Annotated in this window: 5 protein-coding genes; 2 read left to right on the top strand and 3 right to left on the bottom strand. The window is 69.3% G+C overall.

Translation table 11 applies throughout. The features are described 5' to 3' along the window. Together ACE5C1_RS08885 and ACE5C1_RS08880 are read left to right on the top strand one after the other, a co-directional pair. The coding region (locus ACE5C1_RS08885) for a hypothetical protein (protein ID WP_374943710.1) at positions 1 to 513 on the top strand (513 nt) is incomplete at its 5' end. A gap of 62 nt (positions 514 to 575) precedes the next feature. After that, on the top strand, positions 576 to 1,502 hold the full coding sequence (locus ACE5C1_RS08880) for a phytanoyl-CoA dioxygenase family protein (RefSeq protein WP_374943709.1): 927 nt from the start codon (positions 576 to 578) through the stop codon (positions 1,500 to 1,502). Positions 1,503 to 1,533: 31 nt separating this feature from the next. Here ACE5C1_RS08880 and ACE5C1_RS08875 read toward each other — a convergent pair whose 3' ends face one another. From ACE5C1_RS08875 to ACE5C1_RS08865, 3 genes are all read right to left on the bottom strand, one after another. Beyond that, positions 1,534 to 2,394, bottom strand: coding sequence for an SDR family NAD(P)-dependent oxidoreductase (locus ACE5C1_RS08875; protein WP_374943708.1), 861 nt, complete (start codon positions 2,392 to 2,394; stop codon positions 1,534 to 1,536). Further along, positions 2,391 to 3,644 (bottom strand): spinster family MFS transporter, encoded by a 1,254-nt coding sequence (locus ACE5C1_RS08870; RefSeq protein ID WP_374943707.1) that lies wholly within the window; start codon positions 3,642 to 3,644, stop codon positions 2,391 to 2,393. Before ACE5C1_RS08870 ends, ACE5C1_RS08875 begins: the two co-directional genes overlap by 4 nt. A gap of 29 nt (positions 3,645 to 3,673) precedes the next feature. Then, the coding region (locus ACE5C1_RS08865; RefSeq protein ID WP_374943706.1) for an amidohydrolase family protein at positions 3,674 to 4,963 on the bottom strand (1,290 nt) is incomplete at its 5' end.

Here is a 4,963-nt window from a genome sequence, read left to right as displayed (position 1 = left end):
CTCGTCTCCTATTACTTCCCAGACAAGGAAGACCTGTTCGACGCTGTGGTCGATCTGCGCGCGATCCAGCTTAACGACTGCCGCTCCGCGCTGCTCGACCAGCTCGACCAGGAGCACTCGCCGCGCGCGGCACCCGTTGAGGCGATCATCCATTCGCTGATCCACCCGTTCTTCGCGCTTCATGCCGAGAACCCGGTCGGGTGGACGCGGTGGACGCAGCTGCTGAACCGCGAGACGGGCACGGCGATCTGGACCAGGGCGATGGCCCGCAACCTGGGGCCGGTGCTGCGCCGCTACCTGTTCACGCTGCACCGCGCGATTCCCGACGCGAGGCGAGCGGACGTGCTGTTCATCCTGGAACTCGCCACGCGCGCGATGGTGCTCGCCGCGGAGGTAGACATGAGCGCGATCCTTCCCGATGCGATCGCCGCCGAATGGACCGACGACATGGTCGAGCAGCGGATCGTCCGCTCGCTGTCGGCAGCAGCCACGAGCTTCGGCACCCCGGGTTGACTTGTTCGTCTTTATATATACAGTTGTCTATCCAGAGGCAGATAACTGTATAGGAGATGATCATGCTTACCAATGGCTTGCTGCGGGACGTCACCGAGGAGGAGGTCGCGACCTACGAGCGCGACGGCGTGGTCCGTCTCCGTGGTATACTGGCGCCCGACCTGATCGCCAGATTGGGGCAGGGGATCAACGACGCGCTGTACGGCCAATGGGAGGCCGAGGGCATCCAGACCTATGACGCGAGCGCGACGGCGGACCAGCTCGACGCCGCCGGCGTAGCAGTGCTGAGCGACGCGCGGGCCAAGGCGATCCCGCAGGAAAAGCGCGGCCGTTTCGTCTCCATGATCGGCGCCAACACTATCAATGCGGACATCCGCGCGCTCGCGGTCGACTCGCCGTTGCCCTACATCGCCGCGCGCCTGTTCCGCACCGACAAGGTCAATTTCTACGACGACCAGACGCTGATGAAGGAGCCGGGCACCCGCGAATATACGGCCTTCCACACCGACGAGCCCTACTATCACCTCAGCGGCGACCAGGTCTGCGGGATGTGGGTGTCGCCCGACGTCGTGACGGAGGATTCGGGTGCGATGCGTTATGTGCGCGGCTCGCACCGGTGGGGCACCTTCTTCAAGGCAAACGTGTTCGTCAGCCAGACCTCGATCGGCGACCTGATGCCAGAGGCGTCAGATGAGGACAACCAGGTCCAGCTGCCGGATATCGAGGGGAACCCCGACCAGTACGACATCCTGACCTACCCGTCGGAGCCGGGCGACGTCATCGTGCACCATTCCAACCTGATCCACGGCTCCGGTCCCAATTACCGCGGCGACGTAACGCGGCGGGCGGTGTCGTTCCGCTATGCCGGCGAGGACGTGCGCTATCGCTTCCACCGCTCGGTGCCGCCGCAGCCGCATCACACCTACGACCTAAAAGATGGCGACCGGATCGACTCCGAACAGTTTCCCATCGTCTGGCGCGCCGAATGAGACACGGTCCCGCCCGGCATCGGGCGGGACCTCACCCGCGGGGCGAAAGCCCCGTTCGTTTGGCGAGCATGCGGTCGAGCATCCGCCGGGGCAACAGGCGAGGCACCGTCCAGCCCGCGAACTTGCCCCGGAGCACCGCGTAGCGGGCTCGCGGCGACCGCGCCGTGATCGCCTCGGCGATCGTCGCCGCGACCACCGCCGGAGGCAGCCCCTTGCGGCCGTTGGCGACAATCCAGCGCTGGAACCCGGCGAACGCCTCGACATAGGGCGTCGCGGCATAAGCGTCGGACCCCGCCGCCTCGCCCTTGTCCCAGATCGGCGTCGCGACCGCGCCGGGTCCGACGATGACGACATCGACCCCGAACGGCATCAGCTCGCGTCGCAGCGTGTCTGCATAGGCTTCGAGTGCGTGCTTGGACGCCGCATAGGCGCCCAGGAAAGGCGTCGCGAGGCCGCCCGAGATCGACGACACCATCACGATCCGCCCTGGTTCGCCTGATCGCGAGCGATCGGTGCCGAGCAGGGACGCAAAGGCGCGCGTGACCAGGAACGGGCCAGTGACGTTGACCGCGAGATGCTGCGCGAACTCGGCCTCGTCTTGATACAGCAACGGACCGGCCAGCGCGATGCCGGCGCTGTTGACCAGCGCGGCAAGCGTGCGGTCGCCCAGCCGCTTCGCCACAACTGTTCGCGCGGCGTCGATCGCGGCGGCGTCGGTGACGTCGAAGAGCAACGCCGTGAAGCGGTCGCCCAGTTGCTTGGCCAGCGAGGCGGCGTGCTCGGCGCGGCGGACGCTGCCAAAAACGTGAAACCCCCGCGCCGCCAGCATCACCGCCGTGGCGCGGCCGATGCCGCTCGACACCCCGGTCACGACCACCATCCGATCCGTCATGCGTTCACCTTAGGAAGCAGTTTGCGATAAGCGGGCAGGGCGACGAACCCGGCCAGCGCTGCCAGTCCGAGCATCGTTGGGACCGCGATCGCCAGCGACCAGCGCAGCGCCGCGGGATCGCCGAATGCGCGATCGGTGACGAGCGCGATGAGGGTTGGCCCCAATCCCAGTGCCAGCAGCGTCACTGCGGCGAGGACCAGCGCCGAGGCGAAGCCGCGCATCCGGCCGGGCAGTACGTCCTGAAGGATCGACGGCGCCGCCGCCGCCGCACCCGCCTGGCCGAAGGTGAACGCCCCGACCAGCGCGAGCGCGCCCACAGGGCTTGCGACGAGCGGAAAGGCGAGGGCGAAGGGGAGGGCGAGGAGCGCAAGCGCGGTCACCGCGATCACGCGGCCGCCGGGCCGTCGTGCTGCGACACGATCGCTGAGCCAGCCGCCGGTGATCGCGCCGCTCGCACCCGCGACGACAACGATCAGCCCGAACCAAAGCCCGACTCGCATCGCCGGCCAGCCGTGCGTCCGGCCCATGAACGTCGGCAGCCACGCCCCCACGCTGTAGCCCGCCATCAGCACGCCCGCCCACAAGGCAACGATCGCGGCGACGACGCCGGCATGGTCACGCAGATGGCGCAGCACGTCCCAGAGCGACGGCGGCTCGCCCGCATCCAGACGATCGGGCTCGCGCATGAACCAGGCGATCACCGCCACCGGCAGGCCAAGCGCTCCGACCACGAGGAAAGCGGCCTGCCAAGGCCGGAGGATGCCGACCAGAGGCAGCGCGATCGGGCCGTGGCGCGCGAGCAGGCCGATAACCTGCCCGCCGATGACGAGCGCCAGCCCGGCGCCCGCGTACACGCCCAGCCCGAACAGCGCGATCGCCATGCCGCGCCGCTCGCGTCGCACGACGTCCGGGATGAGCGAGTAAGCGGCGGGATTGAGCGTCGCCTCGCCTATGCCCACCCCCATGCGGAACAGGAATAGCTGCGCGTAGGTAGAGGCGAGCGCCGTACCCGCCGTCATCACGCTCCAGACGGTGATCCCAGCCGCCACGACACGCCACCGCCGCGTGCGGTCGATCAGCAGCCCGATCGGCGGTCCGGCGAGCGCGTAGCAGGCGACAAAGGCGAGGCCGAGCAGCAGGCTGACGCCCGTGTCCGACAGATGAAGGTCCGCCTTAATCGGCTCGATCAGCAGGCTGAGGAGCTGGCGGTCGACGAAGGAGCAAGCAGACGCCGCGACGAGCAACCCCACCGTTGCGCCGGCGCTCGGTTGGCGGTGAGTCAAGCCGCGCCGCCAAAGCCGAGCCGGTGGTAGAGGACCTCCTCCGGCGCGCCGAAGCCGCCCGCCGCCGCCACCTGCGCATGGACATGGGCGCTCGTCGCCTCCAGCGCGCGAATTGCGTCGGCCGGGTCGGTCAGGAGCTTGCCATCGCGCTTCACCACCCTGCCGGCGACCAGCACCGTATCGACCTGCGCGACGCTCGCCTGGAGCACCACGGTCGCGGCCGGGTTGCCGCGGTCCCATCCGGCCATGCCCAGCCCGTCGGCGCGCAGCAGCACGATGTCGGCTTCCTTGCCCGGTGTCAGCGAGCCGATCCGGTCGTCAAGCCCGCAGGCCCGCGCGCCGCCCATCGTCCCCCAGTGGAGCGCGTCCCTGCACGCCACGGGCGCCAGCGCGCGAAAGGCGCGCTGCGGATCCCGCTCCATGACGCGCGCGCGCTCGACCTGGAGCGCGAGGCGCATCTGGTTGAACATGTCGGCGCTGTTGTTGGCCGTGATGTCGATGCCCAGCCCGACATTGACTCCCGCCGCGCGCGCTTCGCCGATCGCGGGCCAGCCCAGTCCCATCTGCAATTCGGTGTCGGGGGTGAACACGGCATGGCCGCCGGCCTCGCCGAGCCGCGCCCATTCCTCGGGCGCGGTGTGGCCCATGTGGACAAGCGCCAAGTCCGGCCCCAGGCAGCCGATTGCGTCGAGCTTGTCTACCTCGCGCTCCAGCCCGCCGCCGATCGCCGGCACCGAATTGGCGTGCATGAACAGTCGCGCGCCGATCCGGCGGGCCAGCGCGAACTGCTCGCGCACGGCGGCCGCGTCCTCGCGCCAGTGCATCGGCTCCTCGGGGCAGATGCCGAGCGACACCAGTCCGCCGGGCTGGAACGCCTCAGCCGCCAGCGCTTCGACAAATGCCAGCTCACCGCTTTTGCCGTGATCCCGCGCGCCGTCGGGGGCGAGGCCGGTGAAGCTGTATCCCCAGACCGCGCGGATGCCCGCCCCCTTCACGCCCGCGATCGCCTGGCGGACATGGTCGACGGTGCGCGCGTTGTGGCAGTAATCAGCCACGGTGGTGACGCCCGCGTCGAGCGACTCCAGCGCGCCATGGAGCGATGTCGCGTACATGTCCTGCGGCCGGAAGAACTGCGCCGCCAGCAGGCGGATGTTGCCGACGAAATCGAGGATCGACCAGTCTGCGGTGACCGCGCGCATCGCGCCTTCCCACAGGTGCCGGTGCGCGTCGACGAAGCCCGGGATGGCGATGCAGCCGGCCGCGTCGACGATCTCCGCCCCGTCCGC

Origin of the sequence: Sphingomonas sp. (genome assembly GCF_964263785.1) — a bacterium.
Lineage (GTDB): Bacteria > Pseudomonadota > Alphaproteobacteria > Sphingomonadales > Sphingomonadaceae > Sphingomonas.
The sequence above is the reverse complement of the archived record's forward strand: the minus strand, read 5'-3'. Positions and strand labels throughout refer to the sequence as shown.

Bases quoted from the DNA above. Each gene is read 5' to 3' on its own strand.
- ACE5C1_RS08880 (WP_374943709.1), top strand. From the start codon at position 576: ATGCTTACCAATGGCTTGCTGCGGGACGTCACCGAGGAGGAGGTCGCG.
- ACE5C1_RS08875 (WP_374943708.1), bottom strand. From the start codon at position 2,394: ATGACGGATCGGATGGTGGTCGTGACCGGGGTGTCGAGCGGCATCGGC.